Origin of the sequence: Buchnera aphidicola (Brevicoryne brassicae), from assembly GCF_005082825.1 — a bacterium.
Taxonomy (GTDB): Bacteria; Pseudomonadota; Gammaproteobacteria; order Enterobacterales; family Enterobacteriaceae; genus Buchnera; species Buchnera aphidicola_AK.
In genome coordinates this window covers 569,521-583,656 of the sequence record NZ_CP034882.1, presented here as the reverse complement: position 1 = coordinate 583,656, position 14,136 = coordinate 569,521, and the positions used below count along the sequence as shown (strand labels likewise).

At 25.0% G+C, this 14,136-nt stretch carries 14 protein-coding genes, 1 tRNA gene and 1 pseudogene; 14 read left to right on the top strand and 2 right to left on the bottom strand.

What is annotated here, in order from left to right; all coding sequences use genetic code 11:
- Positions 1–73 precede the first annotated feature (73 nt).
- From D9V66_RS02775 to deoD, 3 genes are read left to right on the top strand one after another with little or no spacing between them, the layout of a single operon-like run.
- On the top strand, positions 74–1,690 hold the full coding sequence (locus D9V66_RS02775) for a peptide chain release factor 3 (RefSeq protein WP_158365909.1): 1,617 nt from the start codon (positions 74–76) through the stop codon (positions 1,688–1,690).
- Between the two features lie 37 nt (positions 1,691–1,727).
- Positions 1,728–2,951 (top strand): phosphopentomutase, encoded by a 1,224-nt coding sequence (locus D9V66_RS02770; RefSeq protein ID WP_158365908.1) that lies wholly within the window; start codon positions 1,728–1,730, stop codon positions 2,949–2,951.
- Between the two features lie 57 nt (positions 2,952–3,008).
- Entirely contained in the window at positions 3,009–3,713 is a 705-nt protein-coding gene (deoD, locus tag D9V66_RS02765; protein WP_158365907.1) for a purine-nucleoside phosphorylase, read from the top strand.
- 13 nt (positions 3,714–3,726) lie between these two features.
- Here the strand turns inward: deoD and D9V66_RS02760 are convergent.
- Positions 3,727–3,811, bottom strand: a tRNA-Ser gene (locus D9V66_RS02760).
- Between the two features lie 446 nt (positions 3,812–4,257).
- On the opposite strand from D9V66_RS02760, the gene aroK reads away from it, so the two are divergent.
- The 4 genes from aroK to trpS all read left to right on the top strand — a co-directional run bounded on the left by aroK (position 4,258) and on the right by trpS (position 8,365).
- Entirely contained in the window at positions 4,258–4,779 is a 522-nt protein-coding gene (aroK, locus tag D9V66_RS02755; RefSeq protein ID WP_158366051.1) for a shikimate kinase AroK, read from the top strand.
- 42 nt (positions 4,780–4,821) lie between these two features.
- Positions 4,822–5,904, top strand: coding sequence for a 3-dehydroquinate synthase (gene aroB, locus D9V66_RS02750; RefSeq protein ID WP_158365906.1), 1,083 nt, complete (start codon positions 4,822–4,824; stop codon positions 5,902–5,904).
- 728 nt (positions 5,905–6,632) lie between these two features.
- On the top strand, positions 6,633–7,319 hold the full coding sequence (rpe, locus tag D9V66_RS02745; RefSeq protein ID WP_158365905.1) for a ribulose-phosphate 3-epimerase: 687 nt from the start codon (positions 6,633–6,635) through the stop codon (positions 7,317–7,319).
- A 23-nt stretch (positions 7,320–7,342) separates the two neighbouring features.
- On the top strand, positions 7,343–8,365 hold the full coding sequence (trpS, locus tag D9V66_RS02740; protein WP_158365904.1) for a tryptophan--tRNA ligase: 1,023 nt from the start codon (positions 7,343–7,345) through the stop codon (positions 8,363–8,365).
- 89 nt (positions 8,366–8,454) lie between these two features.
- On the opposite strand, the gene tsgA is transcribed toward trpS, so the two are convergent.
- Positions 8,455–9,621 carry an MFS transporter TsgA gene (tsgA, locus tag D9V66_RS02735; RefSeq protein WP_158365903.1) on the bottom strand — a complete coding sequence of 389 codons (1,167 nt, stop codon included), beginning with the start codon at positions 9,619–9,621 and terminating at the stop codon, positions 8,455–8,457.
- 214 nt (positions 9,622–9,835) lie between these two features.
- On the opposite strand from tsgA, the pseudogene D9V66_RS02730 reads away from it, so the two are divergent.
- The 7 genes and pseudogenes from D9V66_RS02730 (at position 9,836) to rpsG (ending at position 14,097) form a co-directional block, all read left to right on the top strand.
- Positions 9,836–11,054: pseudogene (locus D9V66_RS02730) on the top strand (aspartate aminotransferase family protein).
- A gap of 112 nt (positions 11,055–11,166) precedes the next feature.
- Positions 11,167–11,934, top strand: coding sequence for an FKBP-type peptidyl-prolyl cis-trans isomerase (gene fkpA, locus D9V66_RS02725; protein ID WP_187308376.1), 768 nt, complete (start codon positions 11,167–11,169; stop codon positions 11,932–11,934).
- A 62-nt stretch (positions 11,935–11,996) separates the two neighbouring features.
- Positions 11,997–12,383, top strand: coding sequence for a sulfurtransferase complex subunit TusD (gene tusD / locus D9V66_RS02720; RefSeq protein WP_158365902.1), 387 nt, complete (start codon positions 11,997–11,999; stop codon positions 12,381–12,383).
- Positions 12,384–12,401: 18 nt separating this feature from the next.
- Positions 12,402–12,761, top strand: coding sequence for a sulfurtransferase complex subunit TusC (gene tusC, locus D9V66_RS02715; RefSeq protein ID WP_158365901.1), 360 nt, complete (start codon positions 12,402–12,404; stop codon positions 12,759–12,761).
- Positions 12,762–12,772: 11 nt separating this feature from the next.
- Positions 12,773–13,060 (top strand): sulfurtransferase complex subunit TusB, encoded by a 288-nt coding sequence (gene tusB, locus D9V66_RS02710; protein WP_158365900.1) that lies wholly within the window; start codon positions 12,773–12,775, stop codon positions 13,058–13,060.
- Positions 13,061–13,178: 118 nt separating this feature from the next.
- Positions 13,179–13,553, top strand: coding sequence for a 30S ribosomal protein S12 (gene rpsL / locus D9V66_RS02705; RefSeq protein WP_158365899.1), 375 nt, complete (start codon positions 13,179–13,181; stop codon positions 13,551–13,553).
- Positions 13,554–13,626: 73 nt separating this feature from the next.
- Positions 13,627–14,097 carry a 30S ribosomal protein S7 gene (gene rpsG / locus D9V66_RS02700; RefSeq protein WP_158365898.1) on the top strand — a complete coding sequence of 157 codons (471 nt, stop codon included), beginning with the start codon at positions 13,627–13,629 and terminating at the stop codon, positions 14,095–14,097.
- Positions 14,098–14,136: the final 39 nt, after the last annotated feature.

Genomic DNA, 14,136 nt, shown 5'->3' with positions numbered 1-14,136 from the left:
AAAAATAATTTTTTAAAAATCTTAATTAGATGATTTTTTCTATACTATTTTCTACAATGAGTATGTATATATTATGTTCAATTCAAATCATGAACAGGAATTAAGCAAAAGAAGAACTTTTGCTATTATTTCTCATCCTGATGCTGGAAAAACTACTATCACTGAAAAAATGTTATTGTTTGGAAAGGTCATCCATACATCTGGAATAGTCAAAGGAAGGGGGAATAAAAAATATGCTAAATCAGATTGGATGGATATTGAAAAAAAACGTGGAATTTCTGTTACTACTTCTGTTATGCAATTCATATATAAAAATGTTTTAATAAATTTATTAGATACTCCAGGCCATCAAGATTTTTCAGAAGATACATATCGTATTCTTACAGCTGTAGACTGTTGTCTAGTTGTTATTGATGCTGCTAAAGGTATTGAAGAACAGACAAAAAAATTAATAGATGTTACGCGAATGCATAATACCCCTATTATTACATTTATTAATAAGTTAGATCGTGATAGTCAAGAACCAATAAATATTTTAGATGAAATTGAAAAAAAAATCCAATTAAACTGCACTCCTGTTACCTGGCCTATTAGTTGTGGAAAGAATTTTAAAGGAATATATCATATCCATAAAAAATTAATTTATTTATATAAAAAAAAAACATTTGAAAATAAATGTTTATTAAATAGTCAAGTTTTTTATAGTTTATCTGATGTTTTATTAGATAACGATATTGGAATTGAATTAGCTAATCATTTGCGTGAAGAATTAGATTTAATTATTAATGTATATCCTGAATTTGATAAAAAAAATTTTTTAAAAGGCGTTTTAACACCTGTTTTTTTTGGTAGTGCCCTCGGTAATTTTGGAATTGATCATTTGTTAACTAGTTTAATAACATGGGGACCTTCTCCTTTATCTCGTAAAAGTCATACACGTAAAGTATATCCTCAAGAAAAAAAATTTACTGGTTTTGTTTTTAAAATTCAAGCTAATATGGATTTAAAACATCGTGATCGTATAGCTTTTGTTAGAATTGTTTCAGGACAATATACAAAAGGAATGAGATTAAGGCATGTACGAATAAAAAAAAATATTATTGTTTCTGATGCTTTTTCTTTTTTAGCTGGAGATAGATTATCAATAGATAAAGCTTATCCTGGTGATGTTATAGGATTTCATAATCATGGAACCATTAAAATTGGAGATACGTTTACTGAAGGAGAAGATATTAAATTTATTGGTATACCTAGTTTTGCTCCAGAAATATATCGTCGAATTTTTTTAAAAAATCCTCTTAAGCAAAAACAATTAATAAAAGGTTTAACACAATTATCAGAAGAAGGAGCTATACAAGTATTTCGTCCTATTAATAATAATAATTTAATTTTAGGCGCTATTGGAATATTACAATTTGATGTTGTTATTGAACGTTTAAAAATAGAATATCATATAGATGCAATATGTGAACAAGTGAACATTATTCTTGCTCGATGGATTAGGTCTAAAAATCCTTGTAGCATATATTCTTTTAAAAAGAACAATAGTGCATATTTAGCATATGATACTTCTAATAGTTTAATATATTTAGCCCCTACTATTGCTAATTTAAATATAGTAATGAGTGAGTATTCTGATATTATCTTCGATAAAACAAGAGAGCAAGTTGATAATATTTTAAAAAGATAAACACAATTATTTTTTATTAATTTTTGGATATTTGATAATGAAACGAGTTTTTTTGATTGTTTTAGATTCTTTTGGAATCGGTTCTAGTCTTGATGCAGATAAATTTAATGACGTTGGTTCAGACACATTCGGGCATATAGTAGAAAAGTGTTTTTTAGGTCAAGCTAATATAGGAAGAAAAGGCGTTCTTTATATTCCTAATTTAGTAAAATTAGGAATTATACAAGCTGCAAAAAAATCTACAGGAAAATATCCTTTAGGATTTGATAATAATTCAAATGTTATAGCTAGCTATGGATTTGCTAGTGAGATTTCTTCTGGAAAAGACACTACTTCAGGACATTGGGAAATTGCAGGAGTACCTGTTTTAGATGATTGGTTTTATTTTAAAAAAAAATATGATAGTTTTCCTGATATATTATTAAAAGAAATAATAAGTCAGTTTCAATTACCAGGCCTTATTGGAAATTGTCATGCTTCAGGAACTGATATTGTTTATAAATTGGGCGAAGAACATATTAAAACTAAAAAACCAATTATATATACTTCATCAGATTCTGTTTTACAAGTTGCTTGTCATGAAGCTTTTTTTGGTTTATCAAATCTTTATAAATTATGTAAAACTATTCGTTTTATTTTAGATGATTTTAAATATAAAGTGGCGCGGGTAATTGCTAGACCCTTTATTGGAAATAATAAATTAAATTTTCAACGCACGGGTAATAGAAAGGATTTTTCAATAAAACCTTTTTCTACAACAGTTATTAAGAAACTAATAGATGAAAAGCAAGGACAGGTTATTGCAATTGGTAAGGTTTCTGATATTTATGCCGGTATAGGAATAACTAAAAAAATTGAATCTACTGGTTTAAAAGATTTATGTAATAATACTATTAATGAAATAAAATTATCTAAAAACAATACCATTGTTTTTACTAATTTAGTAGATTTTGATTCAAATTGGGGTCATCGTCGTGATGTTTCTGGATATGCTAAAGGCTTAGAATTTTTTGATTATAAATTGGCTGAAATAATAAGTTTAGTTACTGAAAAAGATTTGTTAATATTAACTGCCGATCATGGATGTGATCCAACATGGCAAGGGACTGATCATACTAGAGAAAATATTCCTATATTGATTTATTCACCAGATATTAGACCTCGTTATTTAGGACATCGTAAAACTTTTTCAGATATAGGACAAACTATTGCTAAATACTTTTTTTTATCTGATATGCAATATGGTAAAAATATGCTTTAAAATTTTAAATGAATATAGTTTTATATTTAGCTATATATTAAAAAAGGAAAAAAATTAGTGTCTACACCTCATATTAATAGTAAAAAAAATGATTTTTCTGACATAGTTCTTATGCCAGGAGATCCTTTACGGGCTAAATATATTGCTGAAAATTATTTAAATAATTATCGTCAAATCAATAACACTCGTTTAATGTTAGCTTATACTGGACTTTATAAAAACAAAAGAGTTTCAGTTATGAGTCATGGTATAGGAATACCGTCTGCTTCTCTTTATGTTAGAGAATTAATTATTGAATATAACGTAAAAAAGATTATCCGAATAGGAACTTGTGGTGCTGTAAGAGAGGACGTAAAATTACGTGATATAGTGATTGGTATGGGTGCCTGTACTGATTCAAAGATTAATAGAATAAAATTTAACGATCATGATTTTTCTGCTATTGCTGATTTTGACATGATTTGTAAAACAGTAGATATTGCAAAACAATTGAATATTGACGTACGTGTTGGTAATTTTTTTACTACTGATTCTTTTTATAACAATGATGAAGAGATGTTGAAAATTTTAAAAAAATACAACATTCTTGGAGTGGACATGGAAACTGCAGGAATATACGGAGTTGCATCTGAATTAAAAATAAAAGCATTATCTATATGCACCGTTTCTGATCATATTATAAAAAAAGAAAGCATTCCGTCTCAAGATAGAGAATCTAGTTTTAATGATATGATTAATATTGCTTTAGAATCTATTTTATAAATGAAAAATTTTTTGGTGAGAAAGGGATTCGAACCCTTGATACGTTTCCATATACACGCTTTCCAGGCGTGTTCCTTAAGCCTCTCGGACATCTCACCCATTTATTTTAAACAAATTTTATTAATATGATACAAGAAAGTATATTAATCTAAAAAAAACAAGTACGTCAAGTTTTTACTCAATTAAATTATATTTAAAACTATTTCTACATTTTTATTTTAATTAAAAAAAACTGTATGTTTTTTCAAAATAGAAAAAAATGATGTTGATTTTAATAGAATATATTTTTTATTTAAGTATAATTCTTTATATATCTTTACTTTATGTTTAAATATGCATCTGGTTAAATTAAATTTATTAATAAAAAAATAAAAATAATTTTTTTATTTTTAACAGTTTAAGTATTTTATTTATGTTTTATAAAATAAATGATATAAAATATTTTATATATTAATTTTATTTCATTATTAATCTTGTATTTATGTCCCGCCAGCAAAATACGCTAAATGCTGGTTTTATTAACGAATTAATTAATAATAAAAATATGGCAGAAAAACGAAACATCTTTCTAATAGGACCAATGGGTGCAGGAAAAAGCACTATTGGTCGTCAATTGTCTCAACAACTTAACATGGATTTTTTTGATTCTGATCAGGAAATTGAGAAACGTACTGGTGCTGATATAAGTTGGGTTTTTGATGTAGAAGGTGAAAATGGTTTTCGTTTGAGAGAACGAAAAATTATTAATGAATTAACTAAAAAACAAGGTATTGTTCTTGCCACAGGTGGAGGATCAATTACATTTAAAGAAACACGTAATTTTTTATCAGCACGTGGTATTGTAGTTTATTTGGAAACAACAATTGAAAAACAATTATCACGAACTAAAAGAGATAAAACAAGACCATTATTACAAATTCCTACCTCTAATCGTATTATATTAGAAAATCTAGCACATGAAAGAAATCCTTTATATGAAGAAATTTCAGATATAACAGTTCAAACCGATAATCATAGTGCTAAAATTGTAGCTTTTAATATAATTCGTTTATTAGAAAAAATATAGTATTTATACTTAGAATGAAAAATTCATGGAGTGTAAAAAATTTTGAAACAGTTGAAAGTTATTCTAGGAAAACGTAGTTATCCTATCAGTATAGGTTCTAATATTATTCAAAAAGATGATATCTTTTGGCCTTTACAACCTGGAAATCAAGCTATGCTAGTAACGAATAAAACACTAGCTAATCTTTTAAAGGATAAAGTCCTTTATCATTTGAGAAAATCCGGAATAAAAATAGATCAAGTTATTCTTTCAGATGGAGAGCAATATAAAACACTGAATGAAATGGAAGTTATTATTTCAGCTCTATTAGAAAAAAAACATACTCGAGATACTACTTTAATTGCATTAGGTGGAGGAGTGATAGGTGATTTAACTGGATTTTCTGCTTCTGTTTATCAGAGAGGTGTACGTTTTATTCAAATTCCAACAACTCTTTTAGCTCAAGTTGATGCCTCTGTTGGTGGAAAAACTGCTGTCAATCATTTATTAGGTAAAAATATGATTGGCTCTTTTTGGCAACCATCTTCTGTAATTATTGATGTTGATTGTTTAAAAACACTTCCGTATAATGAATTAATATCAGGTATGGCAGAGGTTATTAAGTATGCTATTATTTTTGATGAAAAATTTTTTTCTTGGTTAGAAGAAAATATTGAAGATATTCTATCACTGAATAATAAATCTATTGCTTACTGTATAGAAAAATGTTGTGAATTAAAATCGCGATTAATCTCTCTTGATGAGAGAGAAAGTAATTTAAGGACGTTATTAAATCTTGGTCACACATATGGTCATGCTATTGAAGCTCATGCTGGCTATGGAAGTTGGCTACATGGTGAAGCAATATCAGTAGGTATAGTCATGGCTTCTCGTACTTCAAAAATACTTGGATATTTAAAAGAAGATGATTTTAAAAGAATTATTACATTATTAAAAAGGACTGGTTTACCTATCAAAGGACCTAAAAATATGTCAGCTGCTTCATATGTTCCTTACATGATGAGAGATAAAAAAGTGATTTCAGGAGAAATTAGATTAGTTTTACCTTTATCTATTGGAAAAACAGAAATTTATAATAATGTAGATAAAAATATTATTTTAACAGCTATTAAAGATTCTCAATAAATTTTTTTATATAAAAAATTAAAATAATTGAATTTTGTATGTTCATATTAGTTTTAATTGTATTTTTTCTCTTATATAGTTTTATTCTTTTATAGGCAATATATTTTATATTTATTCTTAATAAATATAATAATTATATTTAATAAACATATTTACAATTACAAAAATAAAACTATAAAGAGTAAAAAATATTTTTTTGATATAAGTTCAAAATCGTTTAAAAAAATAAATTTATAAAAATATTTAATATTACTTTTAATTTTTTTGTATTTATAAATATTTTTATAGTGCATTATATTTTATTTTCTATGAAATTAAAAAAATTTAATATCTAAACTTGTATTTTAAAAAAATTATAAAAAATATTTATATTTAATTCTCTAAACACATGCTAAAAAATAGTTTTTGTATGCTTATCTTACAATTACAATATTATATTAAATAATATTAATTCTCACTTAATAATAAATTAATAATCTACTTTTTTTATCTGTGTATAAAATTTTATTTTATATATTTATAATTTGTATTATTTTGAGCCTTAAAAATCAATATATTTCTTAAAATCTAAAATAAAAAATTTGTTTTTTATTTCAAGATATTTTTATTAACTTATTTTTATATAAAAAATAATTTTATATATTATAAATTTTTTAAATTTTTTGAAAATTTACACTAATAAACAATCAGAATTATCGAATATTAGATATAAATATAGGAAAATTATAGTGAAAAAATTTTTTTTAGCTCCGTCAATTTTATCTGCTGATTTTGCTCGTTTAGGAGAAGATACCCAAAAAGTAATAGATGCTGGAAGCGATTTTATACATTTTGATGTTATGGATAATCACTACGTTCCTAATTTAACTATGGGTCCTATGATTCTAGAATCTTTACGTAATTATAATATTACAGTGCCAATTGATGTTCATTTAATGGTAAAGCCTGTAGATAATTTAATCCCTCAATTTGCAAAAGCTGGTGCTACTTTTATTACTTTTCATCCAGAAGCTACAGAACATGTTGAACGTACTTTACATTTAATTAAGGAACATGGATGTAAAGCAGGATTAGCTTTTAATCCTACTACACCACTTAATTTTCTTGATTATATATTAGAAAAATTAGATTTGATTTTACTAATGTCAGTCAATCCAGGTTTTGGAAATCAATCTTTTTTACCATCCACATTTAATAAATTACGTGAAGTAAGAAAAATTATTGATACTAATTTTTCAGATATTCTATTAGAAGTTGATGGAGGAGTGAAATTAGATAATATTAGCGAAATAGCATTTTCTGGAGCAAATGTTTTCGTGATAGGAACAGGATTGTTTAAATATTCTAATTATGATCTTATTATTAAAAAAATTCGTAAAGAATTACAACATGCTTATTCTAAATCTATTCATTAATATTTTTTATTACAGAGTATAAAATGATTTCTTCTAAACCTGTTTTATTTAGTGCCATACAACCTTCGGGAAATATAACTATTGGAAATTACATAGGAACTATGCGTCATTGGTCTAAAATGCAAAATAATTACGATTGTTTCTATTGTATTGCTGATTTACATTCCCTTACTACGCAAAAAAATAATTTGTTTTTGAAAAAATCAATATTAGATACAATATCTTTTTATCTAGCTTGTGGAGTAGATCCTAATAAAAGCATTATTTTTATTCAATCTCATGTTTATCAACATAGTCAACTAAATTGGATTTTAAATTGTTTTAGTCAATTTTCTGAATTACTTCGTATGACGCAATTTAAAATCAAAAGAAAATTAGGAAATAATTACATAGAAAAAACAAATGTAGGTCTATTTAATTATCCTGTTTTAATGGCATCTGATATTTTATTATATCAAACTAATTTTGTTCCAGTAGGATATGATCAAAAACAACATATAGAGTTAACACGTAATATAGCTAAGCGTTTTAATTCCTTATATGGTGATATTTTTACTTTACCGGAACCATTAATTAATGAGCATGGTTCTAAAATCAAGGCTTTATTAGAACCGAATAAAAAAATGTCTAAATCTGATATAAATAAAAACAACGTTATTTTTTTATTAGATAATATATCTTCAGTAGTCTTAAAGATTCAACAGTCTGTAACTGATTCAGAAAAACCGTGTAAAATATATTATGATATAGAAAAAAAACCAGGTATTTCAAATTTATTAGAAATACTTTCTGCTATTACTAATAAAAATATTGAGGTTTTATCAAAAGAATTACAAGGTATAATGTATACAGAATTTAAAAATATTGTTTCAGATTCTTTGTCTAAGTTTCTATATAAATTGCAAAAATCTTATATTAATTATCGCAATGATGAGCTTTATTTAAAAAAAATAGTCTATGAAGGAGCTATAAAAGCTCGATTAAAATCTGAAAAAACTCTACAGGATGTACAAACTAAATTAGGATTCCTTTCCTTCTTTAAATAAACTAGAAATGAATTTTATTCCAGTTTATTTTTTAAGTTTTACAATAATTTGTAGTTATTAGTATAAAAAAATATTTATAAAGAAATTTTTTATGTAATTTTTTGGTATTTTTTATTAATATAAATTAGTATAGATAACAGAAAAACTATACTATATAATATATTTGAACTAATTAAAGTAGCATATAATCCTTTTTTTTCTACAATAGGACTAGTTAAAATGAATGTGAGTAAAGTTCCTATGGTTCCAAATAATAAAATTAAGTTTATTAATTTGGGAGATGGGTTTTTTGTTTGTAGTGATGCTAATGTGATAATTATGGTATAAATTGCACTAGAAAAAAAACCTAAACTAATAATAATACATTTAAGTATTACAAAATTTTGGTTATGAATAAAACTATACATAAGAAATGTAGAAATACCTGTGAGAAACATGAACATATAATTTAGATTAAAATATTTAATTATAAAACTAAAAAACCACATACCAATCATGTAAGACATCCAAAAATTACTAACTAAACCACCTGTTTGTTTTATATCTACATTTATTATTTCAGTAACATATTGTGGAACCCAAGAAATAAAACTTAATTGTCCTAATATGTAGAGTAGAGCTGAAATAGATAATAAAAAAATATTAATATTCCATTTTTTTTTCGTTACTTTTGAATTTTTTGTATTTTTTTCTAACTGTGGAAAACGTACATTTATTGTTAAAAGAAAAATTAATAAATAGATTCCTCCTATACATATATAAATCCAATACCAAATAATTTTTTTTTCTAAAAGATAAGCGGCAATAACAGGGAATATCATTCCTGACATACTGAAAAAAGAATCAGTTAATAGTAATTGAGATCCTCTTTTTCCTCCTGTGTATAAATGAGTAATAAGAAATGTACCGATTGACATAGTAATACCACTTACTAATCCAAGTATAAACATATTTATAGAAAAGTAAATTATACTAGTACCGTATACTATACCTACTATAGACGTTATTGTTAAAATAAATCCTGATATTAATTGTTTTTTTAATGATATATATTCTACTAGCCAAGAATTTAATAAAATTGATAATAATATTCCTGCATTTAAAAAAGTAAATGTATTACTCATTTGAGATATAGATAAATGAAAATAATCAGAAATATTTCCTATTATCATTCCGGTAACAACAATTAATGCACCTGTAAATGCATATGAAAAAAAACTAATCCATGTAAGAGCTATTTGATTAATATTTTTCATTTTTTATCACCTTCTTTAATAAAATTTAAAATTTATAAAAATTTAATTTCTGACATTATAACTTCTTTATAGTTTTAAATAAAAAATTTCTTTTTTTAAAGTGTAGAAGAATTTCAATAAACATTTTGAATATTTAAGTTTAATTTTAATAAAATATAATGTATATTTTATTTTAAAAATTTAATTTTTTTAAATATTTAATAAAATTATAAACATGATATCAAAAAAAACATTTATTACATGTAATACTTTTACAAAGTTTATTTTACCTGTTTATAAACCTGTGTCCTTTATTCCTGTAAGAGGAAAAGGAAGTCGTATTTGGGATCAAAAAGGACAAGAATACATTGATTTTTCTGGAGGAATTGCAGTAAATTCATTAGGACATTGTCATCCTAAATTAAATAAGGTACTAAAAGAGCAAAGTAAAATATTATGGCATATTAGTAATATTTTTATTAATGAACCATCTCTTAAATTAGCCGAAAAATTAATTTCTTCTAGTTTTGCATCACATGTTTTTTTTGCTAATTCTGGTGCTGAAGCCAATGAAGCAGCTTTTAAAATAGCACGCTATTACTCTTGTAAAACATATAATTCTAAAAAAAATAAAATTATTTCTTTTTATAATTCATTTCATGGACGTACATTTTTTACTGTTTCTGTAGGTGGACAATCAAAATATTCTGAAAATTTTGGTCCTAAACCTCCAGCAATAGTTCATGCTTTTTTTCAATGATATTAATACGGTAAAAAATATAATTGATGATAATACATGTGCAATAGTTGTTGAACTTATTCAAGGAGAAGGAGGAGTAATACCAGCAACTGTTTCTTTTATACAAGAACTAAGACAATTATGTGATCAATATAATGCCCTTTTAATTTTTGATGAAATCCAAACTGGAATTGGAAGAACTGGAAAATTATTTTGTTATGAACACTATGGAATAGAACCAGATATTTTAACTCTTGCTAAATCTTTAGGTGCTGGATTTCCAATTAGTGCAATGTTAACTACCAATAAAATTACATCAATTATTAAACCCGGAATTCATGGGACTACATATGGAGGAAATCCATTAGCTTGTGCTGTAGCAGAATCTGTTGTTAACATTATTAATACAAAAAAAGTATTAGATGGAGTTGAAAAAAAATCTAAACAAATATTTTCTGAATTAAATCTTATCAATAAACGTTTTAATTTTTTTCAAGACATATGAGGTAGAGGTTTGTTAATTGGAATTGTATTAAAATCAAATATTTCTCATAAAATACATGAAATTTTAAATTTTTCTTTTTTAGAGGGTGTTATTTTTTTAACAGCTGGAGATAATGTTATTCGTTTAGCGCCATCTTTAATCATCAGTGAACATGATATTGATGAAGGTATGAAACGTTTTGAACATGCTTTAGAAAAAGTATTTTTATGAAGTATAAATATTTTATAAATTATAACTATATTAATTAGTTAAAAATTTAATTATTAAAATAATACTTATTAAGTATATTTAAACTACATAAGTTTTTTTGGGGAGTATTTCAATGATTTTTTTTATTTTAAAAAAAATGATGTTTTTGTGTATAATATTATATGCTCCAAAATCATTTTCAGAATCAATATTTTTAAACAACATTCATTTACAGTCGCATTCAGAAATAAAAAATTCTTTTAGAAATGGCGATGATAAATTAGGCTATGCTTTAGGTGTATCATTAGGAAATTATGTTAATCAATCTTTTGAAAAACAAAAACAGATAGGTGTAAATTTAGATAAAAAGAGTCTTTTAAAAGGAGTTCAAGATGCAATTTCAGGTAACTTAAAGTTATCTCATGAAGAAATTTCTTCAATTCTTATACAACTAGAAGAAAAATTAAAAAATGCAACTAAAATTCAATTAGAAAAGAATGCAAAAGATAATTTTATTAAAGGAGAGTTGTATATGAAAAATTTTTCTAAAAAAAAAGGTGTGAATAAAACATCTAGTGGTCTTTTATATTTAATAGAAAAAACAGGTGAAGGAGAAGCATTAACAAACAATACAAAAATTACTGTGCATTATAAAGGTACCTTAATTAATGGTATAGAATTCGATAGTTCTTATAAAAGAGGTGAACCTGTATCATTAATGTTAAAAGATGTTATATTAGGTTGGCAAGAAGGTTTAAAATATATTAAAAAAGGTGGTAAAATTAAATTAGTAATACCACCTAATTTAGGATATGGAGAAAAAGAAATTAGTACTATTCCAGCTAATTCTACGTTAATTTTTGATATAGAATTACTAGATGTAGTTAATATAAAATCTTAATATTTTTACACTCATTATTAATCTTAAAGTGTTTTTTTGAAAATATTTATTAAAATATAAAAATGAATTATACAATATTAGTAACAGGTGCTGCTTATGGAACACAAAATGCAAGTACTGCTTTTCTTTTTTGTCAATCTTTAGTTAAAACAAAACATAAATTATACAGTGTTTTTTTTTACTGCGATGGTGTTCTTAATGCCAATAGAATGACTACTCCTGCAACTGATGAATTTAATTTAGTTGAAGCATGGCAAAAATTAAATAAAAAATATAAAGTAAAATTATATGTTTGTAATAGTGCAGCTCTTAGAAGAGGTGTATTAGAAGATGAAAAAAAATCAAACTTAAATTCAAAAAAAGGAAATTTATCACTTTTCTTTCAATTGAGTGGATTATTAGAACTAGCTCATTCTATAAAAATATGTGATCGTATAATACAATTTTAATTTGGTATATTTACTTTAATGAAAAGAATTGCTTTTATTTTTTCTTATTCTCCACATGGTACTAGTTTTGGTAGAGAAGGATTAGATGCTGTTTTTAGTATTTCATCTATTTTTAAACAAATAAGCTTATTTTTTATTGGTGACGGTGTTTTACAACTGATTAAAAGTCATCGTTCAGAGAATATTTTAGCAAGAAATTATACATCTTCTTTTTCTATATTATCTTTTTATGATATTAAAAATTTTTATTGCTGTAAATCATCATTATTAGAACGAGGTCTAAATTATAATGAAAATTTTATATTAAAAATAAAAATATTAGATTCATATGTTTTGCGTATGAAACTAGATAGTTACGACGCCATTATTAATTTCTAAGGTATATAAATATGTTACATACTTTAATGAAATCTCCTTTTTCAAGTAATATTACTCTTCTTACAAATATGTTAAAAACATCAGATGATTTTTTAGCTCTTCAAGATGGTGTATTAATTGCATTAATAGATAACATTTTTTTAAAAAATATAATTATGTCTTCAGCAAAACTATATCTTATAAAAGAAGATGTTTATGCTCGAGGTATTCATAAAAATATTTCTAATAAATTTGTTTTAATTAGTTATATTCATTTCGTTTCGTTAACACTTAAACATAAACAACAAATGACTTGGTAAAATACAAGTTTATAGTTAATTTATTATATCCAATCCTAAAATCTTCATATATAAAATAGTCATTGCATTTATATCATGTTGATATTTTTCAAAAAATCAATTAGAAATAGGAGTTTTTATGGCCACAGTGAATCAATTGGTCCGTAAACCTCGTTTACGAAAAGTTGTTAAAAGTAACGTTCCTGCATTAGAAGGAAGTCCTCAAAAAAGAGGTGTTTGTATAAGGGTTTATACTACTACTCCAAAAAAACCTAATTCAGCACTTCGTAAAGTATGTCGTGTAAGATTAACTAACGGTTTTGAAGTTACTGCGTATATTGGAGGTGAAGGTCATAATTTACAGGAACATTCTGTAATTTTAATAAGAGGAGGTCGTGTTAAAGATTTACCTGGAGTTCGATATCATATTGTTAGAGGTTCATTAGATTGTGCTGGCGTAAAAGAACGTAAAAAAGGTCGTTCTAAATATGGAGTTAAAAAACCTAAAACATAAAAAAATATTTGTTTTAAAATGTAATTTATTATTGAAAATATATAAATATTTATTTTAATTATATGGAGTATTTATGCCACGTCGTCGTATTATTGGTGCTCGTAAAATTTTACCAGATCCAAAGTTTTCTTCAGAATTATTAGCTAAATTTATCAATATTCTTATGATAGATGGCAAAAAATCTATTGCCGAAGTTATTGTATACACTGCATTAAAAAACTTATCTAAACGTACAGAAAAAAAAGAATTAGAAGCATTTGAAATAGCTTTAGAACATGTACGTCCAACAGTAGAAGTAAAATCTCGTCGAGTTGGCGGTTCAACTTATCAAGTACCAGTAGAAGTGCGTCCAGTTCGGAGAAACGCTCTAGCAATGCGTTGGATTGTAGAATCTGCTCGGAAACGTTCAGATCAATCTATGTCTTTACGTTTATCTAATGAGCTTTATGACGCAGTTGAAAATAAAGGTACAGCAGTTAAGAAAAGAGAAGAAGTACATAAAATGGCAGAAGCCAATAAAGCTTTTGCTCATTATCGTTGGTAATACTATTAAAATCTTATTTTTTTATTTTTATAAATTATA

Coding starts and splice junctions, on each gene's coding strand:
- D9V66_RS02775 (WP_158365909.1), top strand. CDS start 74: ATGTTCAATTCAAATCATGAACAGGAATTAAGCAAAAGAAGAACTTTT.
- D9V66_RS02770 (WP_158365908.1), top strand. CDS start 1,728: ATGAAACGAGTTTTTTTGATTGTTTTAGATTCTTTTGGAATCGGTTCT.
- aroK (WP_158366051.1), top strand. CDS start 4,258: ATGGCAGAAAAACGAAACATCTTTCTAATAGGACCAATGGGTGCAGGA.
- trpS (WP_158365904.1), top strand. CDS start 7,343: ATGATTTCTTCTAAACCTGTTTTATTTAGTGCCATACAACCTTCGGGA.
- tsgA (WP_158365903.1), bottom strand. CDS start 9,621: ATGAAAAATATTAATCAAATAGCTCTTACATGGATTAGTTTTTTTTCA.
- fkpA (WP_187308376.1), top strand. CDS start 11,167: ATGATTTTTTTTATTTTAAAAAAAATGATGTTTTTGTGTATAATATTA.
- tusD (WP_158365902.1), top strand. CDS start 11,997: ATGAATTATACAATATTAGTAACAGGTGCTGCTTATGGAACACAAAAT.
- tusC (WP_158365901.1), top strand. CDS start 12,402: ATGAAAAGAATTGCTTTTATTTTTTCTTATTCTCCACATGGTACTAGT.
- tusB (WP_158365900.1), top strand. CDS start 12,773: ATGTTACATACTTTAATGAAATCTCCTTTTTCAAGTAATATTACTCTT.
- rpsL (WP_158365899.1), top strand. CDS start 13,179: ATGGCCACAGTGAATCAATTGGTCCGTAAACCTCGTTTACGAAAAGTT.
- rpsG (WP_158365898.1), top strand. CDS start 13,627: ATGCCACGTCGTCGTATTATTGGTGCTCGTAAAATTTTACCAGATCCA.